The organism is Nostoc sp. MG11 (genome assembly GCF_014904695.1).
Classification (GTDB): domain Bacteria; phylum Cyanobacteriota; class Cyanobacteriia; order Cyanobacteriales; family Nostocaceae; genus Komarekiella.
Genome location: NZ_JACXXN010000012.1, coordinates 133,573 through 158,473, shown reverse-complemented (window position 1 = coordinate 158,473; position 24,901 = coordinate 133,573). Strand labels below are relative to the sequence as shown.

At 40.7% G+C, this 24,901-nt stretch carries 22 protein-coding genes; 9 read left to right on the top strand and 13 right to left on the bottom strand.

The features are described 5' to 3' along the window. Positions 1-80 precede the first annotated feature (80 nt). Positions 81-713 carry a phosphoribosylanthranilate isomerase gene (locus tag HCR01_RS18575; protein ID WP_193197595.1) on the bottom strand — a complete coding sequence of 211 codons (633 nt, stop codon included), beginning with the start codon at positions 711-713 and terminating at the stop codon, positions 81-83. Between the two features lie 123 nt (positions 714-836). On the opposite strand from HCR01_RS18575, the gene psaK reads away from it, so the two are divergent. Both psaK and HCR01_RS18565 read left to right on the top strand, forming a co-directional pair. After that, positions 837-1,091 carry a photosystem I reaction center subunit PsaK gene (psaK, locus tag HCR01_RS18570; RefSeq protein WP_193197594.1) on the top strand — a complete coding sequence of 85 codons (255 nt, stop codon included), beginning with the start codon at positions 837-839 and terminating at the stop codon, positions 1,089-1,091. 460 nt (positions 1,092-1,551) lie between these two features. Next, positions 1,552-2,748, top strand: a complete 1,197-nt coding sequence (locus tag HCR01_RS18565) for a site-2 protease family protein (RefSeq protein ID WP_193197593.1) — start codon at positions 1,552-1,554, stop codon at positions 2,746-2,748. An 896-nt stretch (positions 2,749-3,644) separates the two neighbouring features. Here HCR01_RS18565 and HCR01_RS18560 read toward each other — a convergent pair. The 4 genes from HCR01_RS18560 to hemN form a co-directional block, all read right to left on the bottom strand. Then, positions 3,645-4,373, bottom strand: coding sequence for a DUF3891 family protein (locus HCR01_RS18560; RefSeq protein WP_193197592.1), 729 nt, complete (start codon positions 4,371-4,373; stop codon positions 3,645-3,647). 380 nt (positions 4,374-4,753) lie between these two features. Continuing rightward, the gene (locus tag HCR01_RS18555; protein WP_193197591.1) at positions 4,754-5,452 is read right to left on the bottom strand and encodes a manganese catalase family protein; all 699 of its coding nucleotides are present in this window, start codon (positions 5,450-5,452) and stop codon (positions 4,754-4,756) included. 175 nt (positions 5,453-5,627) lie between these two features. Beyond that, complete coding sequence (locus tag HCR01_RS18550) at positions 5,628-5,906, bottom strand: GlsB/YeaQ/YmgE family stress response membrane protein (protein WP_193197629.1); 279 nt, start codon at positions 5,904-5,906, stop codon at positions 5,628-5,630. A 288-nt stretch (positions 5,907-6,194) separates the two neighbouring features. Continuing rightward, positions 6,195-7,577, bottom strand: a complete 1,383-nt coding sequence (hemN, locus tag HCR01_RS18545) for an oxygen-independent coproporphyrinogen III oxidase (RefSeq protein WP_193197590.1) — start codon at positions 7,575-7,577, stop codon at positions 6,195-6,197. A 435-nt stretch (positions 7,578-8,012) separates the two neighbouring features. Between hemN and acsF the strand changes: the two genes are divergently transcribed. Further along, positions 8,013-9,107, top strand: coding sequence for a magnesium-protoporphyrin IX monomethyl ester (oxidative) cyclase (gene acsF / locus HCR01_RS18540; RefSeq protein ID WP_193197589.1), 1,095 nt, complete (start codon positions 8,013-8,015; stop codon positions 9,105-9,107). 43 nt (positions 9,108-9,150) lie between these two features. Here the strand turns inward: acsF and HCR01_RS18535 are convergent, their stop codons facing one another. Together HCR01_RS18535 and HCR01_RS18530 are read right to left on the bottom strand one after the other, a co-directional pair. After that, complete coding sequence (locus HCR01_RS18535) at positions 9,151-10,005, bottom strand: amino acid ABC transporter substrate-binding protein (RefSeq protein ID WP_226889434.1); 855 nt, start codon at positions 10,003-10,005, stop codon at positions 9,151-9,153. Between the two features lie 432 nt (positions 10,006-10,437). Next, the gene (locus HCR01_RS18530; RefSeq protein ID WP_193197587.1) at positions 10,438-10,929 is read right to left on the bottom strand and encodes a BON domain-containing protein; all 492 of its coding nucleotides are present in this window, start codon (positions 10,927-10,929) and stop codon (positions 10,438-10,440) included. 1,220 nt (positions 10,930-12,149) lie between these two features. Here HCR01_RS18530 and recA point away from each other — a divergent pair. Continuing rightward, positions 12,150-13,223 (top strand): recombinase RecA, encoded by a 1,074-nt coding sequence (recA, locus tag HCR01_RS18525; protein WP_191756793.1) that lies wholly within the window; start codon positions 12,150-12,152, stop codon positions 13,221-13,223. A gap of 101 nt (positions 13,224-13,324) precedes the next feature. On the opposite strand, the gene HCR01_RS18520 is transcribed toward recA, so the two are convergent. Continuing rightward, complete coding sequence (locus HCR01_RS18520; RefSeq protein ID WP_193197586.1) at positions 13,325-14,059, bottom strand: FHA domain-containing protein; 735 nt, start codon at positions 14,057-14,059, stop codon at positions 13,325-13,327. A 485-nt stretch (positions 14,060-14,544) separates the two neighbouring features. Then, a complete protein-coding gene (locus HCR01_RS18515) occupies positions 14,545-16,164 on the bottom strand; it encodes a serine/threonine-protein kinase (protein WP_193197585.1) in 1,620 nt (539 codons plus the stop codon). Between the two features lie 424 nt (positions 16,165-16,588). On the opposite strand from HCR01_RS18515, the gene HCR01_RS18510 reads away from it, so the two are divergent. After that, a complete protein-coding gene (locus HCR01_RS18510) occupies positions 16,589-16,750 on the top strand; it encodes a metallothionein (protein ID WP_193197584.1) in 162 nt (53 codons plus the stop codon). Positions 16,751-16,927: 177 nt separating this feature from the next. On the opposite strand, the gene hemL is transcribed toward HCR01_RS18510, so the two are convergent. Further along, positions 16,928-18,226, bottom strand: a complete 1,299-nt coding sequence (hemL, locus tag HCR01_RS18505) for a glutamate-1-semialdehyde 2,1-aminomutase (protein WP_193197583.1) — start codon at positions 18,224-18,226, stop codon at positions 16,928-16,930. 109 nt (positions 18,227-18,335) lie between these two features. Between hemL and HCR01_RS18500 the strand changes: the two genes are divergently transcribed. From HCR01_RS18500 to HCR01_RS18490, 3 genes are all read left to right on the top strand, one after another. Continuing rightward, positions 18,336-18,524: a ChaB family protein gene (locus HCR01_RS18500; protein WP_191756788.1), complete on the top strand. Its 189-nt coding sequence runs from the start codon at positions 18,336-18,338 to the stop codon at positions 18,522-18,524. Between the two features lie 101 nt (positions 18,525-18,625). Then, positions 18,626-19,276, top strand: coding sequence for a bifunctional phosphoribosyl-AMP cyclohydrolase/phosphoribosyl-ATP diphosphatase HisIE (gene hisIE / locus HCR01_RS18495; protein ID WP_193197582.1), 651 nt, complete (start codon positions 18,626-18,628; stop codon positions 19,274-19,276). Between the two features lie 614 nt (positions 19,277-19,890). Further along, positions 19,891-20,088, top strand: a complete 198-nt coding sequence (locus HCR01_RS18490) for a DUF2811 domain-containing protein (protein WP_193197581.1) — start codon at positions 19,891-19,893, stop codon at positions 20,086-20,088. Positions 20,089-20,630: 542 nt separating this feature from the next. Here HCR01_RS18490 and HCR01_RS18485 read toward each other — a convergent pair. Continuing rightward, entirely contained in the window at positions 20,631-21,350 is a 720-nt protein-coding gene (locus tag HCR01_RS18485; RefSeq protein ID WP_193197580.1) for a response regulator transcription factor, read from the bottom strand. A gap of 685 nt (positions 21,351-22,035) precedes the next feature. Between HCR01_RS18485 and HCR01_RS18480 the strand changes: the two genes are divergently transcribed. After that, complete coding sequence (locus HCR01_RS18480; RefSeq protein ID WP_193197579.1) at positions 22,036-22,656, top strand: CPP1-like family protein; 621 nt, start codon at positions 22,036-22,038, stop codon at positions 22,654-22,656. Between the two features lie 194 nt (positions 22,657-22,850). Here HCR01_RS18480 and HCR01_RS18475 read toward each other — a convergent pair whose 3' ends face one another. Both HCR01_RS18475 and hppD read right to left on the bottom strand, forming a co-directional pair. Then, positions 22,851-23,543, bottom strand: coding sequence for an HAD family hydrolase (locus HCR01_RS18475; RefSeq protein ID WP_193197578.1), 693 nt, complete (start codon positions 23,541-23,543; stop codon positions 22,851-22,853). A 143-nt stretch (positions 23,544-23,686) separates the two neighbouring features. Then, complete coding sequence (hppD, locus tag HCR01_RS18470; protein ID WP_193197628.1) at positions 23,687-24,799, bottom strand: 4-hydroxyphenylpyruvate dioxygenase; 1,113 nt, start codon at positions 24,797-24,799, stop codon at positions 23,687-23,689. Positions 24,800-24,901: the final 102 nt, after the last annotated feature.

The window sequence follows — 24,901 nt, the reverse complement described above, 5'->3', positions numbered from 1 at the left end:
AAAAGGGAAAGATTATTCTTTTGCTTCTTTGCTTTACTGCTCCGCTGCTCCCCCTGCCCCCCTTGCTCCTCCTGCTCCCTCTACTCTCTACTTCCTAATTTCTCAAACAACTTTGCTACTTTGTCTAAATCCTTATCTCCAGGTGTGCGCTCCACACCACTAGATAAATCAATGCCGCTAGGATTAACCTGGCTTAAGGCTTCCACAACATTATCTGGTGTTATTCCCCCAGCTAAAAACCAAGGGCAACTCGAGCTAAATTTCTCTAACATCGTCCAATCTAAGGTTTGACCTGTACCACCCAGTTGTTGGGGATGATAGGCATCAAGTAGCAAAGTATCTATGTATTTACTGTAATTAACTGCTGTGTCAAGATGCTCAAGACTTCTAATTCTGAGCGCTTTAATAATTTCGACGTTGGCTAGAGATTGACGCAGCTGGTAACAAAATTCTGGTGATTCATCTCCGTGTAACTGTACACCAGTCAACCCAGAATTAACAACTGTCTGGCTGATTTCGGGAATGCTGGCGTTAGCAAAAACACCAATTCTGTCAATATTTTCTGGTAGTTGTGCCACAGCTGCACAAATTTGCAATGTGGTAACGTAGCGAGGTGAGGTTGGTACACAAATAAATCCTAGTGCGGTTGCGCCAAGAGAGGCGATCGCTATAGACTGCTGTGGTTGAGTAATGCCACAAATCTTAACGCGCATATAAATTTGACATATTGAGAACTGAAAAAAACGTCGAATTTTTGCTAATTATTTTCGCTTGTTTCCTGAGTAACTTTATAATTTTGTAGGTTTACATTGTTTTTCCATTCAGGAGACAAAAGCTTGACTTCATCTATCTTACTAGCAACCGCTGCAACTGTTCCTCCAACACCAGCGTGGAGTCCCACTGTAGGGATTATCATCAGCGTCAGTTGCTTAGTAGTTCTTTTGCTAAGTACTAGAATCGAAAAACCTCTAGTTGGGCCTAAGTTCCCGATTCTGCCAGTCAGCATTCCAACATTCGTCGCGGCGATGGCTTTCGGTCATGTTATCGGCGTTGGCATTGTTTTAGGACTGACTAATATCGGTCGTCTGTAGTTTTGGGATGACAGAGACGTTACTTATAACGTTTCAATAAATACAAAACTCCAAAAATGATTCTGGTTCTTTCTCCAGCAAGATAACTCGCGAGTATTAGCCAAGTCAGCTTTTGTGTAGTTGTTCTAACTGAGGAGGGAAGTATTAACCTTCCTTTTGCGGGAAGATTTAACTACTTCATCAGCAAAAAGTGTACTTGTCTTCAAAGATGGTATCAATCCACTCTCTAGACTCAAGCAGTTTATTCATGCGGGAGAAAGAACCATCATGTCATTTGCTTCAAATTGCTCATATTGCCCACAGCATTAAGTTTGATTACTCGTAGTAATTGTCTATTCTAGAAGTCAGAGCATCTTGCGCCTTGGCACTGCTGAAATTAATTGCCATTTAACTTATGTATAAAATTATACTAAAGATAGCTATAAAAATTGCTGGTGATATTTAGTTTTAGGACAATGTAATGCAAACAAATTGGAAAATTGGGTCTTTATTTGGAATTCCCCTGTTTTTAGACCCTTTGTGGTTTGTAATTTTAGGGCTGGCAACCCTTAATTTTGGGGTAGCTTACCAGGAATGGGGGAATGTGATTGCTTGGAGCGCTGGAATAGTGATGGCGCTGCTGCTATTTGGTTCGGTGTTATTACATGAGTTAGGTCATAGCTTGGTAGCCCGATCGCAAGGCATTAAAGTTAACTCGATTACCCTGTTTCTGTTTGGCGGGATTGCTGCTATAGAAGAAGAATCCAAAACTCCAGGAAAAGCTTTTCAAGTAGCGATCGCTGGGCCGTTGGTGAGTATTGTGCTGTTTTTCCTGCTGCGTCTCGGAGCTACTGTTTTACCTGATACTAGCCCCGTCAGTGTAATGGTCGGAGATTTAGCAAGAATTAACTTAGTTGTAGCACTGTTTAACATGATTCCTGGCTTACCTTTAGATGGTGGACAAGTGTTAAAAGCAGCACTATGGCAAGCAACAGGTAATCGTTATCAAGCTGTACACTGGGCTGCGAGAGCGGGGCAAATTTTAGGTTACAGTGCGATCGCCTTGGGGTTTGCGATCGATTTCTTGACTAGAGAATTGGCGGTTGGTTTGTGGATTGCTCTGTTGGGTTGGTTTGGTATCCGAAATGCCAACAGCTATGACCGCGTGACTACATTGCAAGAAACTTTGCTCAAGCTGCTAGCCACCGATGCTATGACCCGTGATTTTCGCGTCGTTGATGCTGACCAGACATTGCGTTCCTTTGCCGATTCATATCTATTGGAAACCGCCCCTTCCCAGATTTATTTTGCTGCTTCTGATGGACGTTACCGGGGTATGGTTTCCATTAACGATTTACGTCTAACTCAAAGGAGTCAATGGGAGACTCAAACCCTACACAGCATTGTGCATCCCCTGACAGAAATACCCACAGTTGCAGAGTCAACTTCCCTGGCTGAGGTGATTAACAAGTTAGAAAATGAGCAGTTACCTCGGATTACTGTACTTTCCCCTGCTGGTGCTGTCGCTGGTGTAATTGACCGGGGAGATGTTGTACGGGTGTTGGCACAAAAGTTAAATTTGCAAATAACGGATGCTGAAATTAAACAAATTAAAGAGCAAGGTAGTTATCCAGCAGGTTTGCAGCTGGGGATAATAGCAAAGTCTACTTCAGATTAAACGTCACACGGTCGTCATATTTTTGCAATAGATTCGTCAAAATTGTGTGTGATATTGGGTTTGTTTGGTTATAAAATGCTTTTTTTGGTTTAAAGGTAGGCAGTCCTACCTTTTTTATTTATAGGTACGATAAAGACAGACGAAGTACCGTTTACCTAAGTCTTGCATTCCTCCCAATAACCGCCTAAGAATGAATTCTTATGCTAATAGCTAAAGTCTCTGAAGGAGACTGAGAAAGGGTTTTAGTCCATTTTAACGTGCGCTTCTGTTGGAGACTTACGTTAATTGAACAAGAAGGAAGGAGTCAGAAGTCACAAGTCAGAATAAGTACGGAGATTACGACCCCGCCCGAATAAATCCTAAACAAGAAGGAAGAAGTTTGGAGTCAGGAGGAAGAAGGATCATCTGTCTTCCCTGTGACTTCGTTGAGATTAGTATAAAATGTCAGGCTTACCGAAATCTGCGTAAGGCTATTAACTTGATTTTAAGGTTTAGATTTATGTATTCTTGCGCCTGGAATCAGAAAAGGCGATGATGCAAGCTTAGTAAAAGTCTTGGTACTACTAAGCACAAAAAACCTCGGCTGTTAAGTCGAGGTCGATGGGAGAAGTCCAAATGTCTATGAAGATAGCGATACCGAAATCAGCTTTTTTTGTTTAGCAGTAATTTAAATTTTAGTTTTATTAACTTATGTAAATAATATTAACTTGATTGTTACATATAGTCAACTAGACTTGACAAAAGAAGATTGATAGAATCTATAAGAGTTACTTATCTAGAATAAAGAGTTGGGCGATCGCTAATTGAAAGATTTCTAGAGGAATTCCAACAGAAAAAGCCCTCAAATGAGGGTATCAATTGCGGAGTATGTTGGCTACAGCTTAATTTAGATGTACCTAACCTTTAACAAATATCCACTCCATTACCTTGATAGGAGCTTCCTGAAGTGCTTGACTCAGTTCGGCGTTGCTTTCAAATTTAACCTGGGAGAGGTCGCAAGCTTCGACGTTGACTGTAAATCGGTCATCTTGAAAGGGCCAGGGTTTGACAGTCACCGATTGATTACTGCTTTGCATAATGTCATAGCGCTTACCGTCAGGCCCTTTGCTAATTTCTAAAAACCGCTCATCAGCAGGTAGCTCCTGCTGACAGAGGATGAGAGAAAGGCGATCGCACCACTGCATAAACGCATAGGCTGCATCTATTTCCTCCTTCTCAATATCTAGTTCCTTACGCCAACGTTGCTGGTTTTGAAGTTGCTCATCTAAAAATTTGTCTATTTCTGAAGACTGACCCCGTTGTGACTCATTTAAACGGCTCATGTGCATAGAAATTAACAAAGCTACCCATCGTCCTCGGTAGCGTGCATTGTTTGCCATATTAGACAACTTCTCGATATCGATATCTGAATTGAGAGTGAAGTCCATTGGCGTACCCGCTTCAGTCAGATTATCTTCCTCCCACTCTTTCTCTAAGTCATCATGATGGGAAATTGCAGCGATCGTTTCATATAACCGTACTGGAGTATCTTTGCGTCGCCACTGTCCTGCTATTTGAGCTGCTAGCAAAGCGTGAGCACGATGATAAATTATTTCCCAACCATTTTGTGTAGCGCTGACAATCACACGTCAATCTCCAGATTCTAAGTTTTGATTTTGATATTTATTGAATTAATGTTTGAATTCAGAGACATCGAGCGAGGCTTTTGCAAATACCTTCAATTTGAAAAACTATAATTTAGCAAATAAAGATGAGCCAGACAACAAAATTATGACTGAAAAACGCTAATTATTATTGATCTTTGTAGATTAACAACAAATAGTGTGCATTCATTTAAGCATAATTATACGATAGACAAATTAAAACTTTAATAGAGTAAGCAAACGACTAGTCATTTCAAAATAAGATGGGCATTGCCCACCTTAAGTTTGAGAGTTTTAAGTAAGAACGTGCTAAAGGTATCTGTACCTAAAATCAATCTACGTTCTTACTGAAACTTATTGAATTAAGAGCTACTTTCTGATGGGTTAGCAATGTACTTAAATGTTGGCTCAGAATTCCAAGGACCACGCTCATCCTTACCATTTCCATTTCCATAGGAAGATAGATTGTAGTACAGAGCAACAGTTTCGTCAGGTTTAACATTACCAAAGAATGGATCTGTCAACTTACCTAGTGAATCTAGAGCTTTCATAAACATCTGGGTATGAGAAATTTCTCGTGTTAACAGGTGAACTAACGCCTCTTTGGTTTCTTGATCAGTAGACAGCTTGATCAATTCTTCGTAAGTTTGACGAGCGCCAGCCTCAGCAGCAATATTAGCTCTCAAATCACGCACGACATCTCCACCTTCATTCAAGTAATTTGCAGTCCAAGCATTACCTTGGCTATCTAGAAAGTGAGGGCCTATACCTCTTATTGCGAAAAGAGTGCTTTTGTAAGCTTCTGTTTGATCAGTATTCTTGGTATGAGCCTCAATGAGTTTGCCAACCATTTCTAGGTGTCCAAATTCTTCGATAGCTATATCTTGAAGCATATCCTTAATGCCGGCATTTTCAACATGAAATGACTGAACCCAATATTGTAGAGCAGCACTAAGTTCTCCAGTAGCTCCGCCGAATTGCTCTAAAAGCAGTTGAGCAAAACGAGGATTTGGTTCACCAATTTTGACTGCATGAATAGGCTCTTTTCTGTGAAAAAACATACTTTTCCCTTTCCAAAAATAATGATGTAACAGAATGGATCAGCTAAGTCATTATCTTTTAGTATTTTTCCAGTCTTGTCTACCTAATTACAGATTTTATATTTTCTAAGACTGGTGAACTAAAAGACTTAATTAAACACGCTTCAGTTAATAGTTTGCAACTGGTAATTAGTATTTAAGCATTACTGCTTCTTCCCAGTAATACCCATAAATATATGGCAATAATTGCACCGAGTACAGCAACTAAAATACCAATAATACTTAAACCAGCACCAGCTGCCGTCAATTGTAGGTTTCCTGCTTGCAGTAGTGTCAACAGACTTCCGCCAATAAAAGCACCGATAACACCCAAAATCATTGTGGATAAAATTCCACCACCTTGATAACCAGGGTAAACAACTTTAGCGATCGCACCAGCCAAAAGTCCTAATGCTACCCAAACAATGATGTTCATCACTTCCTCAAAAATCTGTTCACCTTGTATATAAGTTATCAATCCTACTTCACAATAGTTTCTACCACATGAGGTAATTTATAAATCCAAAAGTTATAGTTCAGATGAAGTTGGGAATCTTATTAATCTTGTTATCCCTCTTGAGAAATACATTTTATAAACAAAATCTTGCAGCAAATTTTTGCTCACTACAAATTATTCTTGTTGCAACAAGGTAATATTAACGACTGAAGCAAATTTTAAAGTAATTGAGTCGCTAATATATAACAATTATTTAGAGAAATGGTATCAAATTGCACGAGAGAAAGTTGTTTCTTGCATTTTAGTATGATTATCAAATATGACAGCAATATTTCTTACTAATAATCTGCCAATATCTGTGATCTGAATGTAGTTTTTTGATAAACTGACTAAGCTATCTGCTTCTAGTGGCTTTAATGCTTCTATTTCCTTAGAGAAATATTCATTAAAACTAATGTGATGTTTATTTTCAATGTCTTCTTTATTAATCTGAAAGTGAGACATAATGCACATGATTATATCCCGTCTGATCATATCATCCTGAGTCAAATTAATGCCTTTGCTAATTGGTAAAACGCCTGCTGTCATTGCCTGATAATAATCCTTTAATTCCTTGTGGTTTTGAGCATAAGCATCTTCTAGCATACTGATTGAGGTAGCACCAAAACCAAAAAGTTCTGTTTCAGCATGGGTGGTGTAGCCCTGGAAGTTGCGTTTAAGAGTACCATTCCGCTGGGCGATCGCTAGTTCATCATCAGTTTTGGCAAAATGATCCATACCAATAAATAGATATTGGTTACTCGTTATTTCCTCAACTGTCATTTTCAGAATTTCTAACTTTTCTTGTGATACTGGTAAAGCTTCTTGAGGAATATTTTTTTGCGTTGATTTAAGCCACGGTACATAAGCAAAGTTAAAGACAACAATTCGGTCAGGATCTAATTCAATAGTTTTTTTCACTGTTTCCCGAAATGTCTCACGAGTTTGATAGGGTAGACCATAAATTAGATCTACATTCACACTTTCAAATTTAGCTTCTTTGATCCAACTCATGACATCAAACAACATTTCTTCAGGCTGGACACGATTCACCGCAACTTGAACTTGGCGATTAAAATCTTGGATGCCAAAACTAATGCGATTAAATCCAATCTGTCTAAGAAATAAAATGTAGTTTCTATCGATATAGCGAGGATTAATTTCAATTGAAATCTCTGCTTGTGGATCAATGTTAAAGTAGCGATTGATGTTTTTCCATAAGAATTCTACCTGGTCACGTTCTAAATAATTAGGAGTACCGCCTCCCCAGTGAATCTGAAGCACTTTTCTTTGTGGGTCGATTAAGGCTGAGGTGTTCTTAATTTCTTGAACTAGATACTCTACGTAAGGCTTAGCAATCTTCTTGTTGTTAGAAATTACCGTGTTACAGCCACAGAAATAGCAAGCACTTTGACAAAAGGGTATATGGAAATACAAAGAAAGTGGAGATTTACGTTGATTCGATGCGGCGATCGCAGCTTTAAAATCAGTTTGAGTAAATGTTTCGTTTAACTCTGTTGCGGGTGGGTAACTGGTGTATCTGGGTGCGCGAGTGTCATACTTTTTGATCATATCCAAATCAAATTTGACACCAGGTAGTAGAAAAACCATTGAGTTGCTTCCTTCATGTCTAAGCGCAAGGTTTCTGATCAGTCATCGACTCAGGATGCTTGCCAGTTCACAGTCAATGCCAGAGTTAAAAGATTGTTATTCTAGGTGTAGAGCAGATCTGCATTACGCCATCGAGCAAGTACCACTGCTAATACAGATCTCAACTATTTTTCTTTCCTCTAAAATTATTTAACTATTAATATTTGCATAACTATGAAGTTATTAATATTTCTTTAGATTTCTCTGCTTTTCACACTGAAGCACATTTCAGATGAGCAGTTACAAAATTGATTATAGGTAAGCATTTCAACTCTCCTGAAATGGGAGATGTTCAGATTATTTCTCACAATTTACTTTCAATAATTTAACTGATGTCCACTAATAACCATTTATGGTTATATAACTTTTAAAGAATAAAATAATCAAAGGATTCTCATGGTTAAGTCTTTGGAAACTCCACAACCCGAATTGTTGAAACCAGGTATAAAAGCGCCTGTTCAAGAAACATTATTAACACCTAGGTTTTATACCACTGACTTTGAGGCTGTGGCACAGTTGGACATCTCAGCGCAAGAGGCTGAGTTACGGGCAATTTTAGAGGAGTTACGAGCAGATTATAACCGTCATCACTTTGTACGCGATCAAGAATTTCAGCAGTGTTGGGATCACATTGATGGGGAAACACGCCTCGCCTTCATTGACTTTTTAGAACGCTCTTGTACCTCAGAGTTTTCTGGGTTTCTGCTGTTCAAAGAGTTATCGCGCCGACTGAAAAACCGTAACCCCATCCTAGCGGAAGCTTTTAATTTTATGGCACGTGATGAAGCACGTCATGCGGGCTTTCTGAATAAGTCAATGGCAGATTTTAATCTTTCCCTTGACTTGAGTTATTTAACTAAAAATCGCACTTATACCTTCTTTCCGCCAGAGTGGATTATTTACACAGTCTACTTATCTGAAAAAATTGGCTACTGGCGCTATATTCTGGTGTATCGCCACATGGAAAAATATCCAGAACACCAAATTTATCCTTTGTTCCGCAAGTTTGAGAGTTGGTGTCAGGATGAAAATCGGCATGGGGATTTTTTCAAAGCGCTGCTGCTGTCGCAACCTCAACTATGGAACAATTGGAAGGCGCGGTTGTGGGTGCGTTTCTTCTTGTTGAGTGTATTTGCTACCCATACTTTGACAGTATTTGAACGGGCAACATTTTATCAATCCATTGGGATAGACCCGCGCGAATATAATATCAGAGTTATTCAAGAGACGAATAACACTGCTGCGCGAGCATTTCCTGTGATCTTGAATACAAATCACCCTATGTTTTTCCGTCGGTTAGAGCGATGTTCAGAGCTTAATCTGAAACTCGCAGAGATTAGTAAGAGCGATGTCTACGGCGGCAAGCTATGCTCACCAATTATCAAGTTCTGTCAAAAATTACCCTTGATAGTTTTCATAGTTTGGTATCTTTTGCAGATTTACCTAATTAAACCCATTGATGCTGAATCATCCAGAGGAAAAGTTCGTTAACTAGTAGCGGGATACACTAGATTTCTGCATCCATCATATAAATTTACAAGTCACCCTTGGGAATCTCTTCACGGAATTCTATAACCAGTTGCATAGTTTCCAAAAATAAATCTCGTAAATCGCGATTCAGAAAAACGGCTCCTTGTGAACCGAACGAGCGATCAAAAATAGCGACATATCGTTGATTACCATTCACGAATCCTTGCATGAACTTGACAAGCGAATAGTTTACTGAGTCGAGAAATTTAGAATTATTTTCAGGAACCATGCAAGCAATTCCCTCTTGTGAAAGGGGGCGATCAGGAGCGATCGCAAAAGCATCAGAATTTTTCGCTTTTTGCAACCATCCCTCCAACAGGATACTATCGGATGCGAAAGCATCTATTTTGCCCTGTTGCAAACCAGCAAATCCCTCTGCCCTAGTCTTCAAGTACACCAGTGTAGCTTTAGGCTGTGCCCGCTTAATTGCCAGTTCATTAGTAGTTTGTGCTAGCACACCAATTCGCTTGTTAATGAGGGATTCAGGAGAACCCAAATTACTCGCCTTCTTAACCAATAACTGCGTGCCAGTAACACCATAACTGACCGAAAAATCTACTTTTTTATCGCGCTCCCATGTGAAGCTGGTAGCGTCGCAAACAATATCAACTTGTCGATTAACTATTTGGGGAATACGTTCTGCTGGGGTAAGTCCGACTAATTTCAGTTGAATTTTTTTGTCTAATTCTTTTTCTAACCGTTCTTTGATCAGAGCCAGCATATCCACAGAATAACCAGTCAACTTCCCTTGATTGTCAGAGGAGGCGAAAGGAAGCGCATCTTTACTGGTGCCAGCAGTTAGTATCCCTGTTCGTGCCACTTTTTGCATTACGGTCTCTGCCGCTGCTACATCAGGCATAAATGTAGGAAAAATTAGACCCAAACAAGCGATCGCAATTGTTTTACACACACTCGCTTTCTTCAATGCAGGTAAGTACGCTAGATAACCTCTTGGATTCACAAGTACCCTCATATTTAGTCTTTGATACAGAATTGGCTGGACACCCCTAGCCCAGACGTTACCAGAGTGGGATGAACTTAGCAATCATGCATTAAAGTACAGCAATTCTCTCTATGGAGTACAAGCTCATCAGATCCGGTAACGATTCTTTACACTGTGGTTTTAAAAAACATCTATTTAATTGATCAGCGAGATATTTATATACAGGTTCTATATTTAACAGTAATTAATTCTTGTGTATTGGCTATCAGTAATTAGGAACAGACAAGGGAAAGACCTGTTTAATAATTCCCCCTTGTCCTCCTAGTTCCTAATCCTCAGTCCCCAATGCTAGGACTTTTTCACAGGTTCAGCTTTTGCTTCTACCTTCACATTTTTCACACCTTGAACTGCCTTGACTAAGGTTTCAGCTTTTTGGAGTTCTTCTTGGGAAGTAGCTGTGCCTTTAAGGATGATCTCACCTTCTTTGTTTTCAACTTCTAACTTATTGCCTGGTAAGCCTTCATTCAGCTTTTTGCTAACTTCGGTTTTTAAGTTGTCCCCAATTTTAGCAACAGAAGTGGTAGATTTTGTTGCTCCTGTTTTTACTGAATCCGTTTTAGCTTTAGTGTCTGTGCTAGCTACTGAGGGATTCGTTTGCGTTCCTGGAACTTTGGCAGTTTTATCTGTAGTTTGAGTTGTTTGAGAAGCCGATTTTGCTGGTACTTGAGCAGCTTCATTAGTAGTACTAGGAGTTTCTGAACCAGTTTTAGGAGTCTCTTGGCAGCCAAAGGTACTAATTACCAAAACGCTACTAACTAGAAACAGAATTAGCTTATTCATTCTCTATCTCCAGATTGAGTAATTGAAGCGATTAATTGATCTGTGTGTGTAATCGTGAGGAGCAAATGTTAAAAAACAATTAAATGTGAAATAGCACAAGTGCAAAACTAAGCACTTATATTAATGAAAATCGAAGCTTGAGCGACTTCTTAAGGCTGTAATGTTGAAGCCAGTTATTAGAAGCGCCAATTCAATTTTACTGACGCTAAATCCGAGTAGGGCTTTGCATAATAATTTTGGTTATCTATCGATTTGACGTAGACACCAAACAATTTTTCTAAGGTAAGCTATGCCACCCCACAGCGGTGACTCGATGTTATCAGATTTGAAGAGATTTGGCGAATCCGATCTCAAATTTTTATGATTTTATTATGGCAAATTTTTAGACAAAATTCATGTAAAATATATTCTCAGTAATCATTTTTATACATGTAAATTAAGATTTTATTAATTGAAATATAAGATATTTAAAAAACTAAAAAACGTATAATCTTTTATCATATACCTAACGACTTTGAGATAAAAACCTCATTTTATATAAAGTTATAATAATCTCGTATTTTTGAACATATTTTATATCTGAATAAACAATACAATAAGAATATTTTTTATTAAAAGCGGTGAGAAATCCTGTCCTTGTACTGGGTTTCGTCTCGCCTCTGTTCTCGACGAGAGCCTGCATCTACAAGACGCATTCGCATTCGTTAACGTGCCGCTGCGCGAACGTGGGCAAGTAAGAAAGTCTTCTCGCATGGGCCATAGGGCATAAATTCTTTAACTTTGGCTCAAAAAATCTTTCATTCTAAAGCTTTGAAATCCCTTCAACACCACACTACAAGCCGTCTAGATCTTGCCTTTAACCAATAAAGCCCTGTCGATGATATGCTAATTTGCATTGGCTCGCTCCTAATTTAGCTACCACCGCAGCTTACAAGTAAGATTCTACTAACAGTATTGTTGAAATATCTTTTCTTGGAAAATCCCTTGCTTATCCAGCCAAAAGAAGCTATCCCTAAATGCAAGTTGGTATCATTGTTTAGGACTACCTAAATCAGCTAGCGATTGGGTAGCGATCGGGTTACGATCTTGTCACACCCTTTTTTAAAATGAGAAGTCCTATTCCAGAATTTTCTGGCTAAAATAGTATATCTGTTCTACTCAAGCTCCGATCCCAACAATCAATCCTTAAATCCATAAAATCCATATATTTAGAGGCAGGAATGGCTATCAACACCGATACTTCTGGCAAGCAAAAAGCGCTGAATATGGTACTCAACCAAATAGAGCGCAGCTTTGGTAAAGGAGCAATCATGCGCCTGGGCGATGCTACCCGGATGCGGGTGGAGACAATTTCTAGTGGAGCGCTCACCCTAGATTTAGCATTAGGTGGTGGTTTACCCAAAGGACGAGTGATTGAGATTTATGGGCCGGAAAGTTCCGGGAAGACTACAGTAGCGCTACATGCGGTCGCTGAAGTGCAAAGAAATGGTGGTATTGCTGCTTACGTCGATGCTGAACACGCCCTTGACCCCGCCTACTCTGCTGCACTGGGTGTGGATATCAACAATTTACTTATTTCTCAACCTGATACTGGTGAATCAGCTTTAGAAATTGTCGATCAGCTTGTTCGCTCCGCCGCAGTTGATATTGTAGTCATTGACTCAGTAGCCGCATTGGTTCCCCGCGCTGAAATTGAGGGCGATATGGGTGATGCTCATGTTGGTCTTCAAGCACGGTTGATGAGCCAAGCTCTACGTAAGATTACTGGTAATATTGGAAAATCTGGCTGCACTGTAATTTTCATCAACCAGTTGCGACAAAAAATTGGTGTTACCTACGGTAGCCCAGAAACAACAACTGGCGGTAACGCGTTGAAGTTTTACGCTTCGGTACGCTTGGATATTCGCCGAATTCAAACCTTGAAAAAAGGCACTGACGAATTTGGTAATCGCGTCAAAGTTAAAGTTGCTAAAAATAAAGTAGCTCCACCCTTTAGGATTGCGGAATTTGACATTATTTTTGGTAAAGGAATTTCTACCTTGGGTTGTATTGTAGACTTGGCAGAAGAGACTGGCGTGCTTGTCCGTAAGGGAGCTTGGTATAGCTACAACAGCGACAACATTTCCCAAGGTCGAGACAACGCCATCAAGTACCTAGAAGAAAAACCAGAATTTGCTGAACAAATTAAGCAGCTGGTACGTGAAAAGCTAGACAAAGGAGCTGTTGTTTCTGCTAACTCCGTAACCAAGACTAGTGAAGAAGAGGAAGAAGCCGATTTAGAGGAAGAAGAATAACAGTAGTGGGAATATTGATGAGCGGCACTTGCTGCTCATCACCATAAATTTAGGGTAAAGCTGGAGACGCAAAAAAACCTAATTTAGGTTCATACAGCCTGCTATTTGGGATTATATGGTGTTTGCCTACTCAAAAAGCGATCTAAAATTTCTGACTTCTGCTCTGCGTTTAAAGTATTAGTATTATGCCAATCTTCTAATTTCCCACACAAGTCAGAGTTTTTGGCAGTAACTAAAGTATCATCTAGGTTTTCAGACAGTGGCTTTTGTCTGCTACGGATGTAAGTAGATATTTCTACTGGATTGTTACCAATTCGAGGCACAAGCTGCATCAGTAATTCCATTGCTACAGTTGGCAAAATGCGGTACGTATGATTTATGAAAAAATTGAAAGTCATACTACCTAACTTGATGCGATCGCCATCTTTGAGCTTGAGTGGCTGGTAAGCGCGTTCGCCATTCACAAATGAGCCATTGGTACTGTTAAAGTCAACTAAATAGAAGCCTTGATCAATAAATTGAATAGCGGCGTGGCGACGAGACAAATAACTATCAGCCATGCGGATTCCACTACTGCGATCGCGACCTATTGTCCAAATTTGTTGTGGCTGTCGTAAAGTTTGCGTTTCATCGCATAAGTTAGTTATCAAATAAACAGCAGTAGTATCTACTACACCATTTACATAACAAGGCTTTACCCTTGGCAATGAAGGCTGGTATACGTTTTCTAGCTGAAGAATTTCATCCAGAAGGCTGCTATGGTGTTCATACAACTTGAGGAATACCTGATATAAACTTAATCGCCGTTGTATTTCCGTTTGTGCAAAGTCAGCCATTATAGGTAAGCCTTGTATTGCCTGATTTCGGTCATGAATATTTTATTTCAGCCTACAATCAGGGATAATTGCTTTTGTATTTTTCGCCGTTAGCTGGAAATTTTAACTATTTTAGAGCGTGAAGTTTTACAACTTTTAGATGAAAGTTTCCCTGCTATTTGTAGTTACAAACATCATGAAAAGCTTTTCTAAAAAACTATTGTGACACTTCGTTTTTTATTGTAAATAAAAATTTGTTATTTGTAACAGATAAAAAATATGAAGATTTGTTTAAGAATTAGTAAAAAAATTGCGTAGTTTTACTATGTAATCCTAAAAATTAAACACCGGGAAATTAAGCTTATATTAAGCATAACTGCCATAGCATCATATTTTGTCAAATTTAAGATTGTTAGACCATAATCAATTTTTCCAAAAATACATTCTTTCTCAATTTGCAAACATGAGATACTTCCTTAGGATTGAACTAATCTAAAAATCTCAAATCACAACAAACCTCTTTTACCATTAGGGCGCACAGTCATCCAATTCGTTTTTGCTAGTGCCATCTGCTCATCGGAAATTTTGGCACCAGTCAGATTAGCACCACACAAATTAGCTCCCCGGAGATTGGCATTACTCAAATGAGCATGGCTAAGGTCTGCACCTCGCAGATCTGCCCCTTCCAAATCAGCATGGTTGAAGTAAGCTTTGGTCAAATTAGCGTCTTTGAGATTTGAGCGAGTGAGGCTGGCTCTGCCAAAGTCACTATTGTAAAGATTAGCTCCCTGGAGATTAGTTTTTTGCAATTGAGAGGAATGAAAATTTGTTCCCGACAAGTCAACACCTTGTAGGTTCAGCAAACTTAAATTGTGTAAAGCAAAATCCCGTCTCCCTTTCAGATAAGCTGTTAGCAAACTTTGGGTATCTAACTTGCGCTCAACTCTAGAATTTGAAATTTGTGAACCATGACTGTTGCTATTAGCCAAAGTTGTTGATTTAGCTATCACAGGCCCTTGATGCATTCCCCCTGGTTGTGATCCCGCGGCTTCTGCTACCCTAGCTCGTCTAGCACGAATTGCTGCGGCTACCTGCGCCATGCCTGTGTTGGAAGCAGCAGAAGGGTTACTGCACAAAACAGCAGAATTATCCCGGTGATGATTATGTGTTCGCTCTTTAACACCAGCATCGGATTTACTTAGCAAACCCTGTGCTAAGCTCTCCAGATATGGTTCTATTTCTAATGCTCTAAGAACTTCTTCCGCTGACTGGTAGCGATTACGTACTGACACCTCTAACATTTTCCTCAGTACATTTATTAAATGGTCACTCACTTGCACAAGCTGTTCCCACATCATCTCACCCGTTGTGGGATTGTATTCCAAATCTTTAGGGGTTTTGCCAGTTAGCAGATAAATGCATGTTACCCCCAGCGCATAGATATCACTGGCATAAACCGGACGCATAGCCATTTGCTCTGGAGGAGCAAAACCAGGAGTGCCAATTGCGTATGCAGTTAGTGCTGTGTGACCTGATTGACTTGGTATACCTTGACTAACTTGATTTTTTACAGCTCCAAAATCGATGAGAACCATTCTGGCATCTTGAGTACGGCGAATCAAATTGGCTGGTTTAATATCACGATGAATCACTTTGCGTTCATGGATGTATTGCAGCAATGGCAATGTCTCGCTCAAGAATTGCTTAACTCCAGTTTCGCTTAAGATACCGTTGTGTTTAACTTCCTGTTGAAGAGTATCACCGCTGATGTATTCTTGAACTAAATAGAATTGTTCTTGTTCTTCAAAATAGTCCAGTAGCCTTGGTATTTGGGGATGATTGCCAATCTTGCCTAGGGTTTTAGCTTCTCGTTCAAAGAGTTCCCGCGCCATCTGCAAAACATGTGGTGTGGTTCCAGAGGGACGTAGTTGCTTAATGACACAACTTGGCTCTCCTGGCAAAGCTTGATCATTAGCTAAGAAGGTTGCTCCAAAGCCACCCTGACCTAATGGTTTGAATACCCGATAGCGATCGCGCAACAGTAGCCGCGAGCCACAAGACTGACACATCTGGCTATATGCCAAATTTTCTGGATTGAGACAGGTAGGATTTAAGCAGTAGCTCATGCACTGTCAACTCGCTGCACGAATAATAACGGGGAGCATTACACTCTCATTTCATTATTGAGAGCAGAATCAACTTTTACCAGGTAATTTTTGCTGGAAAGACTTTGAAGAGTTGCTAAAGTTATACTGAGTTTACTTAAAGCTTTAACAAACTGAAGAGAATTTACTGTACTGACTCTTAAAACTCTTTTATCGATGATTATTTAGCCTAAATACGTAGCGATTATTGCAACTTATTGTTTATCAAAAACAAACAGTATTACGTATATTTAATTAATAGATTTAAATAAAAACACCTCTCCTTCTTACCCACTCTCTCCATCTCCAATACCAATTTAAGTTATATTAATAAATATATGAACAATTGTTCATATATTTTAGAGTAGTCTTTTCACAGTAATCTTAAAAGGAAATTGAGAAAAATATGACAACCGTAAACCAAATGAAATGCGCTTGCCCGACCTGCTTGTGTATCGTTTCACTTGAAGATAGCATCAACAAGGACAGCAAATACTATTGCTCTGAAGCTTGTGCTGAAGGTCATCGAACTATCAAAGGCTGTGGTCACGAGGGCTGTGGCTGTTAAGTAGTGCTGAGTTACCATTCTGAGCAGAAGCGTCTACTGACGTTGAGTTGAAGTGCTGAGTCGGAAAAAAGTAGTCTTTACTCAGAACTCAGCGAGAAGTTGGAACGCCGGAAGCCAGTGCTCCAACTTCTCCCAAGGGAGACGCCAAGGGCGAACGGTAACTCAGCAATTTTTTAGTTACAGGCTAGACATTACATCCCTTGCCACTGCTAAAGTCTGCTCAATATCTTCTTCAGTGTGAGCTAAAGATGTAAATCCAGCCTCAAACTGAGAAGGTGCTAAGTAAACACCGCCCTCTAACATACCGCGATGAAAACGTCCGAATTTAGCAGTATCAGACTTTTTCGCATCTTCATAATTATGAACTGGCCCAGAGGTAAAGAATAACCCGAACATGGCGCTAATTTGACCGCCGCAAGCCGCATGGCCTGTTTCTTGGGCAATTTTCAGTAAACCGTCAGCTAGCTTCTGCGTAATCCGGTCAAGATACTCATAAGTACCAGGCTTTTGCAGCAATTCCAAAGTCTTAATACCAGCAGTCATGGCCAAAGGATTACCTGAAAGAGTGCCAGCTTGATACATAGGGCCTGCGGGAGCAACCATTGACATGATATCCCGGCGACCGCCATAGGCTCCGACTGGCAAACCACCACCGATAACCTTACCCAGCGTTGTTAAATCGGGAGTGACACTAAATTTCTCTTGGGCACCACCGTAAGCAATGCGGAAGCCTGTCATTACCTCGTCAAACACCAATAACGCTCCATGCTCGTGGGTAAGTTCCCGTAAGCCCTCTAAAAAGCCAGCATCAGGAGAAATAAAGCCAGCATTACCGACGACTGGCTCAAGAATGACGCCAGCAATTTCGTCACGGTTTTCCTCAAACAAGGCTTTTACAGCTTCCAGATCATTGAAAGGAGCAGTTAGAGTGTTGCTAGTTGCCGATTTAGGTACTCCTGGGGAGTCGGGTAAGCCGAGTGTAGCAACACCAGAACCCGCCTTAACTAAAAAGGTATCAGCGTGGCCGTGGTAGCAGCCTTCAAATTTGATAATTTTGTCGCGTTTAGTGAAAGCCCGCATCAGCCGCAAAACTCCCATACAGGCTTCAGTTCCAGAGTTAACAAATCTTACCATTTCAATGCTGGGAACAGCATCGATGACCATTTCTGCCAGAACATTTTCCAGTACCGAGGGCGCACCGAAGCTGGTACCTTTTTCCAAAGCTTCATGCAGCGCTGCAATAACTTCGGGATGAGCATGACCGCAAATTGCTGGCCCCCAAGTGCCTACATAGTCAATATATTGGTTGCCATCTACATCCCAAATGTATGCGCCTTTAACGTGATCAAAAACGATGGGTTGTCCGCCTACAGATTTAAAAGCACGCACTGGAGAATTAACTCCTCCTGGCATGAGATTTTGAGCAGCAGCGAAGATTTCTTGTGATTTTGTTGTTTTTATCGTGGTATTTACCAAGGTTCTCTCCTAACAGTGGGCAAGAAAAAAAAGCTCTATCTTAGGATAGGGTTAAAAACTGCTTAGAATTTCTATCGTATAAAATTAACTGAACTATAAAAATAACAATATGTTATATAAATCCAATGAAGACTTGCCTTTAGAGATTCGTACTCGATTATCTGAGGCATACCAGGATCTTTACCGGGCAGCCTTTAACTCGGCGATTCACTGGTATGGTGAAGCACCAAAAGCTCACCAAGTTGCATTAAGTGCGATAAAAATGCAATCTGCTATGGAAAGAAATGTTCTTGTTTAAAGTTGGCTAATAAAATTCAATTCACAAAAGCATATCAGCTGTTGTATTTAGAATGGTATCGTGAATCCATGAATCATTCTCATTAGAGCAAGCTAGCTGATATGTATTCTAACAATCTGCATTCACTGCGTTCTGCTATCCCTGTTAAGGAAATTCGTTACGATGAACAGGGTCTAGTGCCTGCAATTGTTCAAGATTATCTTGATGGCACTGTGCTGATGATGGCGTGGATGAATCAGGAGTCGTTACATAAGACTTTGGAAACTGGAGAAACTTGGTTTTGGAGTCGTTCCCGTATGGAATTATGGCATAAGGGAGCAACTTCTGGACATATTCAGAAAGTACAGACTATCCGTTATGACTGTGATAGTGATGCGCTGCTCATTGGGGTGGAACAGATTGGAGATATTGCTTGCCACACTGGTGAACGCAGTTGTTTTCATCAAGTAAACGGGAAAATTGTCTTACCACCAGGCGATACATTATCGCAATTGTTTCAGGTGATATGCGATCGCCGTGACAATCCTACTGAAAGTTCTTACACGTGTAAGTTATTAGCTGGTGGTGATAACAAGATTTTAAAAAAGATCGGTGAAGAAACTGCTGAGGTCGTAATGGCTTTTAAGGATGATGAAGCTGATGCGATCGCAGGTGAAGTAGCTGACTTGTTATATCATACTTTGGTTGCTTTAGCTTACCATCAAGTGGATTTGAAATCGGTTTATCGTAAGTTGCAAGAGCGTCGGAATTGACACTATGCTGCCTCAAGCCTCGTATATTCTGGGTTCATGGAGTCTCTACTATATTTTCGATGCATAGACATCTTGATTTCAACTGCGATCGCCCTCATAACATCTCACTTTCAGGTTGCTCGCAATCAAGCGCAGGTGAGAATAATTTGTAAACGTTTTTGTAATTCTTATCATTGACTGCTATTTTCCTCACTAATTCCACAGGGTTTCCACAGGTATTTTTGCAGTTTTCCACACCCATACTACGAGCCAATAGGCTCTTAACGTTTTACTGGGGATTGTTGATTACAAATGGCAATGAACTGCGTGGACTGAGTTCTTGTTAAGTAAAGTAACTAAAAAATGGTTCTAAGCCTGATTATTTGGTTAGCATTTATTTTTTATACAATCGTTTTTAACATTTCGCAGCATTGACAAACCCACCCCCTCTTGGCGCACAATGGTGCGGCTTGCTTTTGTAGTGCGCTCAACCGCTGACATTAAATTTGTAAAATATATTACCTAAGATGTTGGTGCAGATTGTCGGACTGGCGAAAGATTGTGTGAGCTAGCCCTATGCTGCTTTACCGCAAGCAACTTGTCCCTGTTAATTAGTCTCATAGAAGGAAAATCTTATGAACACAACAATTGGCATCTTTACAGAAATTCCCGAAACACTCCACGAATCCCTAAAAAACTACTTAGAAAAGCATCCCGATTGGGATCAAAACAGAGTATTAACAGCAGCCCTATCACTATTTTTGCTGCAAAATGGAGATAGCGATCGCCGTGCGGCTCGAGTCTATCTGGAAACTTTGTTTCACCACTGCTAAATATAATTACCCTGGCTTGAAAATAGAGATTGGAGACTGGTAAACCAGCACGGTTAGTTCAGTACTGTTCGCCCTACAGCCCTTCTTCTAAAGGAGACCGGAGGCGAACGGGCATCCTACGGTGGGCGTTACCGCAGGATAAGTAGGGTCTCCCAACCTAGGAAACTGCGTTAGCGTACCCCCTATAGGGAAGCAAGCTACAAAGCAGCGTCTCGTAGAGAAGCGGTAGCGAGGTAACGATCTCGAAGGGTCTTCTCTCAACGCGAAGGAGCATCTCTTAGAGAAAGGAAGCCACTTCATTGCATAAAAGAACTCTGAGCGCCGAAAACTGATGCTCAGAGTTCTCTAGAACCTCTATTAAAAGTTCATCCATATCTGTTGCAAAGGTTGAAAAATTCTCAATTATCAATGTCATTCTGAATGGAACGCATCTAACCTACACTGCGTTCCGCTCAGCATGGCACATTAAGTTACGGATTTATGAAGTCCAGTACTTAGGTATTTTAGTCAAGTGTTAAGAGTTAAAACTCTAGACTACGGACTCAGGACTTGGCCTCCAACTGCTGGGTTTGAGTAGGACATTCAAATTTATAGCCTACGCCACGTACAGTTTGAATTAATGCTGGCTGACTAGCATCTACTTCAATCTTCTTGCGAATTTGACCAATATGTACATCTACAACCCGTTGGTCGCCCACATATTCATAGTCCCACACCTCTTGGATTAGTTCTGCACGCCGCCAAACTCGACCCGGATGACTGGCTAAAAAATGCAACAAGTCAAATTCCAGAGCAGTTAAGAGTACTGGTTGGCTATTAAGTGTCACCTCCCGCCGCACTGGATCAATCATAAGTTTTTCAAATAACAGGCGTTTCTGTTCGGCGGTAGTCACAACCCGCTGACGCCTCAAAATAGCCGCTACTCTGACTTCTAGTTCTCCCAGCCCAAAGGGTTTGGTGAGATAATCATCAGCACCTTTAGCAAAGCCGCGAATCTTGTCAGCTTCGTCTGCACGGCTAGTCAGCATGAGAACAAACACACCATTACGACTTTGCATCTCTTGGCAGAGGTTAAACCCAATTACATCTGGTAAATTCACATCTAGAATTACCAAATCAGGGTTAAATTGCTCAAATAGAGCTAAAGCCATCTTTCCATCTTCAGCAGCCTCCACCTGATAGTTCTGCTTAATCAAAAAGCGTTGGATTAAATTGCGGACCGCAGGGTCGTCGTCAACTACAAGAATCTTGGCAGGAGCCATGACCATCACTTTGTACAAAAATTCATAGGATTAACATGAGGATTGCGTGAATACGCAGTTTCCACTTCGGCACTAATTAAGAATTTACAAGGCTAAGGCATGAGAATCCTGATTATTCAAAATAATAGTGTAATCGGGATTCTGAACAATGAAAGCGCAAAACTTTTAACAGCCAGCGCTACATGGAAATGCAGACCTTGTAATTGTCAATTTTATGTCCCGCAGACAGATGTTCTGATCTTAGCCGCAGCGGTCTGCTACGCTGGGACAGTTTTTCGGAGTTAGATACTAATTTAAAACGTTACAGTTTTAAATCGATATGCGGAATATAGATCGATCCCACAAGGAATTGTAAGGCTAATTTAATAAGACTCACTCAGGGCACGGTAAGTTGCCAAATTTGAAACCGTAAAGTTAATTTTTTCATAAAAATGTGTAGGTATCCCAGTTCAAATTCTAGAGTAAAGCGCTAACTAGGTAACGACATGAGGAAATACACGGAGTTCTAGCAATATGTTAAAGTGACTGTAGTTAAAATTCACAAGTCAATCAAACTGACCCGTGCTACTATCCTGGTAGGGTACAAAAATCTGTCGGGACATCAGTCTCGATTAGAATGCAACCTAAAGCTGTTTTTTCTTCGACAAAAGACTGCCGCTGACCGAGGCTAAAGTAACAAACTCCCATGAGCGATCAAAATCCCTACGAAAAACTTGGGGTATCAGAAGAGGCTAGCTTCGATGAAATTCAGGATGCTCGTAATCGCCTATTCGAGCAACACAGTGGCGATGCCAAGCGTCTAGAAGTGATTGAAGCAGCTTACGATGCGATTTTAATGGATCGCTTACGAATGCGCCAAGAAGGCAAAATCAAAGTACCTGAGCGTATCCGGTTCCCAGAGTTGCGTGTGCAATCGCCTCCTAAAGAAAGTCCAACTCCGCGTGAGCAGTCGCCCGCATGGCTGCAACGAATGTTGGATCAACCAACACCTATGGATGTACTCTTACCAGGAGCTTGGTATCTTGGGTTGAGTGCGATCAGTGTGTTTTATCCAGAGGCGGGCGACCAGGTTTTGCAGTTAGCATTGGTGGTTGGGGTAGGAGTAAGTATTTACTTTCTCAATCGCAAAGAAGGCAAATTTGGTAGAGCAGTTTTGTTCACGCTAATCTGTTTGATAATTGGCCTAATCGCTGGAGGCTTAGTAGCTAGCTGGCTAATATCTCAAACACCATTTATTACGTCGAATCAGTTCTCTACGGTACTAACATTCATATTGTTGTGGTTGGTTAGTAGCTTTCTACGTTAAACCTAGTTGAGATTAGGGCCATACATACCCTATTTTTACGTCTTAGAAAGTCTACCCAAACAAAATTGGTGTGAGTTTTGGATTTTGGATATGTATTGCTGGTAAAGGGTAATGGGTTAGAAGCCAATTACCTATTACCAAGATGAAAGAAAAATAGACAAATTCCCATTTGAAGTGGTAGATACAGAGTAGCCCTAGATAAAGCGTTGAGGCTCTAAGATTAAATCTACAGCAATGCTTAGATCCTTAACAATTAAGTCGGGGTGGTAAAGTTCTAGCTGAACGCGATCGCGGATGCCACACTCTACAGCCATCACCTTAACACCGTGTTTTTTAGCAGCAGCAATGTCTGCTTCTGTATCCCCCACCATCCAAGTATCAGCAGCGGGGGGAAGATCTTTTAATGCTCTTGCCATCAACAAAGGTTTGTCTTCGATGTCGCGGGTTTTAACGTAGTCGTTACTCAGACAATAACAACGATTTTCTGGGAAAAATCTACTTAAATCGTATTTTTTAAAAGCATAATCTAATTCCCAAACCCGGCGCATGGTCATAACCGCTAAATCGACACCAGCTTGTTGAATTTTTAACAGTGCGTCTACAGCACCAGGTGCGAGGCTATCATACTGGAAGTAAGGTTCTGTATGTACTGTTTGCCGCCGCAACTGGGAAAATTCTTGTGCTTGTGCTTCGTCCAACCCAGAATTCAAGGCGATTTGTTTTTCGGGAACGCGCGATCGCTTCATCTGCCAAAATTCCGCTTTAGAAAGTTCTCGCACTGTTTGGTTTGGGTATCTAGTTTTTTCCAAGCAGAATTGATAAACACGGTAATAGCGTTCGGAAACGTCAATAATCGGACCGTCGAAGTCAGTAATTAGTCTTAGCATCGGCGGAAAATGTTAATTTTTATTAAAATTATCTCACTTGTGTGGCTATTTTTCGAGAAACCAACAGCACGATCAAGTTTAGCTAGGCGTTTTTTTAGAAACCTCTTTTTAAGGAAGTAAGTAAATTTTGAATTTTAAATTGTTTAGCTGAGAGTACCGCGTTTAATTTGTTCGCTTTCAATGGCTTCAAATAAGGCGCGAAAGTTACCCTCCCCAAAACCTTGAGCCTGGAAACGGCGTTCAATAAACTCAAAGAAAAATGTCGGCTGTTCAAAAATGGGCTGTGTGAAAATTTGCAGAAGTAGGGGAGCGGCATTTTCTAGCTCTACGGGAGCATCTTCTTGCCAGTCCACTAGAATTTCTTGTTGGGCGATCGCTTCAATTTCTTGGTGTGATAGTGGGAGTCCTTGTCGCTGTTTTAGCCGCGAGTAGTAGCTGTTGGGAACTGAGAGTAAGGATAAACCATCGGCACGAAATTGGGCGATCGCACTAATAAGATTGGGTGTTCGCAAAGCGATATGTTGAATTCCAGGGCCGCGGTTGACATCTAGAAATTCCTGAATTTGGGAATTGCTAGAAGCTGGCTCATTAATTGGCATCTGTACGTTACCGTTGCGCGAAACCATGACTCGGCTGTGTAAGGCAGAGCGATCAGTTTTAATTTTAAATACCTGTTGGGGTTGAAAATTTAGGATTTTTTCATACCAAGCAACAGCTCGCTCTAAATCGCCTGCTGCTACGTTTAGCACGATGTGATCTATGGCAGTAATCGAAGAGGAGGGGGTATTAAGAGAAGGGGGAGACAAGAGTACTTGTTTATTTATTTCCTCTAGCCTCGTACTCTCCAACTCTTCCCCTCTAAGAGAGTGCCTTTCTATTAAAGTATGAGTTAGCCCACCCCAAGCAGAAATTTTGCCCCACTTCAAAGATATATCACCCTCCTGATGTTCTTGGATGGGTTGTATAACTTCGGCATCGTGTGCTTCAGCCAGGGCGATCGCTGCTTCCACATCTTCGACAATGAAAGCGACATCTGCTACACCAGGTGGATGCTGATGCAGAAACTCAGCTACCGGACTTATAGGTAATAGTGGTGAAGACAGTAAAAAACAGACTAGACCACTTTTCACGACTTCCGTACAAGTGTGAAATGAACTGATACTATCGGCTACTGCTTCAAAACCGAGATGGTGTACAAACCAATCCCGCCATACTTTGGCATCTTCTACATAAAAGTGAACATGGTCAATTTTTATCATAAGTTACGAAAATCCAGCACAACAGCTTATATATCTGTAAATTCTGCCTTTTTTGCTAGATTTTCAGGTCTTTCCTAAGCAAGAATTATGTAAGCACAC